The 4,262-nt window shown below is 36.3% G+C and carries 7 protein-coding genes; 1 reads left to right on the top strand and 6 read right to left on the bottom strand.

The window, feature by feature from the left end; all coding sequences use genetic code 11:
- Nucleotides 1-334: 334 nt before the first annotated feature.
- The 5 genes from JQC92_RS21205 to JQC92_RS21185 form a co-directional block, all read right to left on the bottom strand.
- Nucleotides 335-640: a PilZ domain-containing protein gene (locus JQC92_RS21205; protein ID WP_205001522.1), complete on the bottom strand. Its 306-nt coding sequence runs from the start codon at nt 638-640 to the stop codon at nt 335-337.
- A gap of 71 nt (nt 641-711) precedes the next feature.
- Nucleotides 712-1,884 (bottom strand): NnrS family protein, encoded by a 1,173-nt coding sequence (locus tag JQC92_RS21200; RefSeq protein ID WP_205001521.1) that lies wholly within the window; start codon nt 1,882-1,884, stop codon nt 712-714.
- Between the two features lie 283 nt (nt 1,885-2,167).
- Nucleotides 2,168-2,347, bottom strand: a complete 180-nt coding sequence (locus tag JQC92_RS23355; RefSeq protein ID WP_420851336.1) for a hypothetical protein — start codon at nt 2,345-2,347, stop codon at nt 2,168-2,170.
- Nucleotides 2,316-2,687 (bottom strand): gamma-glutamylcyclotransferase, encoded by a 372-nt coding sequence (locus tag JQC92_RS21190; protein WP_338049536.1) that lies wholly within the window; start codon nt 2,685-2,687, stop codon nt 2,316-2,318. The genes JQC92_RS23355 and JQC92_RS21190 overlap by 32 nt, the downstream gene beginning before the upstream one ends.
- The gene (locus JQC92_RS21185) at nt 2,688-2,888 is read right to left on the bottom strand and encodes a hypothetical protein (RefSeq protein ID WP_205001519.1); all 201 of its coding nucleotides are present in this window, start codon (nt 2,886-2,888) and stop codon (nt 2,688-2,690) included.
- 233 nt (nt 2,889-3,121) lie between these two features.
- Between JQC92_RS21185 and JQC92_RS21180 the strand changes: the two genes are divergently transcribed.
- Nucleotides 3,122-3,607: a hypothetical protein gene (locus JQC92_RS21180; protein ID WP_205001518.1), complete on the top strand. Its 486-nt coding sequence runs from the start codon at nt 3,122-3,124 to the stop codon at nt 3,605-3,607.
- 37 nt (nt 3,608-3,644) lie between these two features.
- Here JQC92_RS21180 and gloA read toward each other — a convergent pair whose 3' ends face one another.
- Nucleotides 3,645-4,055 (bottom strand): lactoylglutathione lyase, encoded by a 411-nt coding sequence (gloA, locus tag JQC92_RS21175; protein WP_129944884.1) that lies wholly within the window; start codon nt 4,053-4,055, stop codon nt 3,645-3,647.
- Nucleotides 4,056-4,262 lie beyond the last annotated feature (207 nt).

Raw genomic sequence — 4,262 nt, 5'->3', positions numbered from 1 at the left:
GAAAAAGAAAAGATATTAACGCTATTTGGAGGTGAAGTTAGTCGCATTTACAACATTGCGTAATGTTAAAGTGGGGACAGTATAAGCTTCTACAAAGAAGTCGTTTGGTGTGCCTAAAATTTGATTTAACGTATGGTAGTTTGGAATGATCTTAGTTGTGTTTTTGTTAACTTATTGAAATAAAAATGCAACTGTAAATGACCGTGCGAAATGTGGGTTAATCACACTTTAAAAGTATATTCTTGATTGATTTTATTGGTTTTATTTAGAAACTTTACAGTTAATTAAATATAATTTATCAAGGGTTAAATTAGTCTTCTTATAATGCTGGGTTCTATAGTGTGTCATCGACTTGTATTTGGAGGGCAACATGAAAGTTGTCCATATTCAAACGTGAACATCGGCAAACACTACCAATGACCTGGTTTGCAGCATCAGTATCGTAATTGAATGTAACACTTATAGCGCTACCAAGTTCAAACGGAAAAGGGCACTCAAATGAAACCCCGTGCCTTGAAATATCAACACATGAAGCAGTTTGACTTCTAGGAAAACCACGAGGATCAGACCATTCCAATCTCACTTTAAAATAGTCTAATTCAATTCGAGAGGAGCGGCGTTTTTCTAATGAATTTTGCACATTAACCATCCGTGGTTTTCAGTATCCTTTGATTCTAATACATATTTTACAAATTGGTAAGCATCAATAACTTAACCAGGTCTTCCATCTGCACGTATTTGACAAAGCATTGGGCCATAACAAATTACAAATGCTGTGAAAGCTAGCAGCCAAAGTAGAACAGTAAGCCCTAATAGTTGCGGATACAAATTGGGGAGTAAGTTTGCTCCGATACGGCAAATAGTTGCAATAATCATTAGAGCAAAACCTAAAACAACCAATTTCGGCGGTTCAAGTTTTCGGCCAGTATGCCCCAATGAAACACGGGCCATCATAGCTAAAATCATTCCGCCCATACCTCCAACTGTGATGGCATGTAACCCAGCTGAACGAGGAAAGTCAGTGGCAAGAAGTACTAACCCAATTGGTATGAATAAATAACTTAAGTGCAAAGACCAAAGTAGAGGTGTTTTAAAGGTATGCTGCCAACCCCAACGATTCCATCGAACCAATAAGACGATACCTGAAATGAAAGCAAACATTTTTGTTGTTACTTGTAGCTGAAAAATAAAGCTAATCGCAAGCAAAGCTAATGAAATAAAAGTCAACTTTTCTAAGAGGTCAATACTTGGTAAACGTTCCCATCCGCTCGCTCTGTCAGTGAAAAATGGAATAACACGGCCACCGATAAGAGCTACAACAACGGTGATAATGATTACTGCGGCATAGAGTGAAGAAGATACAAAATCAGGCTGATGGGTGATCAAACCATAGTAAGAACAAGCATTTGCAATAGTTAAGGAAAGTAAAATAGGTACAAAACCGAAGTTTCTCCATTGTTTTAGCGGTACGACTGCGTTCGCCATTACAAATGCGGAAAAAGGTAAAAAAAGTAAGTCGACAATTGCAGCAAACTCTAGTGAACTCCAATCTTGATTTATCAGTAAAATTCGAGCTAATAACCATAGGATAAACAGACCAATTAACGGTAACCCTTTTAATCCAGGCCTTCCAGTCCAGTTTTGAACTGCGGTTAATAAAAAACCAACAACTATGACGGAAACAAAGCCGAAAATCATTTCATGACCATGCCACCACAATGTATTCCCTTGGGGAGTAAAAGCTATCTCTCCTTTTAACGATAAAATCCAAAATGCGAGTGATATTATGCTGAAAAGACTACCAAATAAAAAAAATGGTCGAAATCCAAGTCTGAATAAAGGGATTTTAGGCTGCATGTTTTCGGGTTCATCAATATTAAGCATACGTAAATAATACCTGACTAAATGTATCAGGTATTATATATCTGTATTCCTTTAAAAAATCTAATCTAGATCATGTTTTTGTTGATTGGTTTGCTTTTAAAAAATAAAGTTCTTTAATCCTAGAAAAAGCAGTTGGTGGCGCTCTTAAACGCAGATAGAATTGCCGGTAACAAGGCTTGAGTAACAGTTAGTAGTTGTTCTACTTACTGTTATTCATAACGCAGTTAGCGGTGATTTTAGCCAGTTTACGAGAGCTAAGCATTCATTTTATTGGTGAATCAAGTCATCTTCTTTTTCCTTGGTACATTATGCAGTTATTAACATTTCTATGCGTCCAACTGCTTTTTTTTAGGTTAATGACCGCTTCCATATGCAGATCTCTTATATTCAGAGAGCGAATCTCTTGCAAGGTTTTTTCGAAGTATTCTAAGTTACTGCCAAGTTCTCCTTTTGCTTGAAAAATTCGCTTCGCTATTTGGATTTGTTCTAAATGAGGGGTGGTATCGATTTGATTGATGATTAATCACAAACGTTATGCAAGTGAACGAACGATGAGTATTTTTGCATTCTACCTTTGAGATAATAGGAATATACCCGCCTAAAGCATATTCTCTGGCCCATAACTCTTTTGTTTCTAGCTCAATATCTTGTTTTTCTATTTGCAATGCCACTCCATCACAAAATGAGCCTTCATCAAGAGCCATCATCACCCCCGGGTTAGATTCTGAACCTCTAAATAGCAACATTTCCAAAAAAAACCGCCTTTCATAGCCAGTCAAACGAGCATTAAATTGTTTTTTTATTTATAAAAGTTGGTTCCACATTAAAGAACCGTAGGCGAAGACCAGAACATCGGATGAATCGGGTAATTGCGCAAGGATGTTAAGCCTGTTCTCCTCAATGTTTTCCCATGATTTGATTTTTAATCCTGCTTGTTCTGCTGCTGGCGTCATTTTATTGAGGTATTCTTTGATAGCGTCATAACTTTCAAATATGTTCGTCAAAAGAGGTATCTCATCTGAAGTGTGCGTTTAGGTTAGCAGTTTATTGTTGAAATACAGCTGAATATGTAAGGAATAGACTTAATAACTAAGCCTTTAGGAAAATAACTGAATAATCTAATTATAAATATTGTAATAATTTGATAACATTTACATCAATAGGATACGATATACCATAAAGATGATGGACGTCCTTATTCATGGAGGATAAGGGTAAACAAAATGGAATGTTAAAAATGGACTCTTTTGAATACTATAAGCAAGCTAAAGAAAGGAATCGCCTTTGGTTTGTACTCTTGTTCTTTTTCTGCACGATATCTGGAACTTTAGGTTATGGTTTAGGTAGCCATTTATCTAAAGATGAGCACTATGCTCAACTTAGTGAGGTTCGACAAGATCGAAGAGATATTATTACTTCATCTGTTTATGGCGATATCATCACCGCAAAACTGCACCACGATGATAAACATAAAACAGCGCTTGAATTTGTTGAATTTAATTTGGCTTCGAATGTCGAATCTTTCACACAGCATGGGTCTAAATTAAATAGACTAAACCATGAAGAGTCAGAAGCGCTGGAAGCTGTTCATCGTTACTGGAAAAACGTCTGTTATAAACGTTGTTTGGACAGAATAGAATATATTCTAGAAAAAGTAGATAAACATAAAAAAGAACAGCAGGTTGCTTCAAAATCTGACGTTAAAAGCGAAAACGAGATATAGCGGCTATGTGTTCAGCTGCTATATCACATAAAAATGATTAACCTAGACCGTTAGCAGCTGATTTCATTTGAATGAGCTCAATTTTATAACCATCAGGATCTTCAACAAAAGCAATTTCAGTGTTCCCGCCTAAAACAGGTCCTGGCTGACGTGTTACTTTTCCACCCGCAGCTTCAATATCTTTGCATTGTTGATAAATATCTTCGGCACCAATGGCTAAATGACCAAAACCTGTGCCTAAATCGTAACTTTCAGTACCCCAGTTAAAGGTCAATTCGACTACAGCTTGCCCCGTTGATTCATCACCATAACCAACAAAAGCTAAGGTATATTTATATTCTTCATTCTCAGATTTTCTGAGTAATTTCATTCCGAGTACATCGGTATAAAATTCAATGCTTCTGTCGAGGTTACCGACACGAATCATCGTATGTAAAAGCTGTGACATAGTTTGCGTTCCTTTGTTGGGCAAGCAATTGAAAATATTAACTCAAGTTTCGGAGTTCAAAATTGACACATTTAAATCTGTATATGGTTGATATATAAATAAAAGACGAGCGTTAATGTGTTATAATCTTGTTGCTTAGACAAAAACAATAACACACTAACTCTCAAGTAAATATTGACATGAAATCACTTCAGCTTCCATCACTTA

This window comes from Parashewanella hymeniacidonis (assembly GCF_016900895.1).
Taxonomy (GTDB): domain Bacteria; phylum Pseudomonadota; class Gammaproteobacteria; order Enterobacterales; family Shewanellaceae; genus Parashewanella; species Parashewanella hymeniacidonis.
Note: the sequence above shows the minus strand (reverse complement) of the source record. Positions and strands in the feature narration are given on the sequence as shown.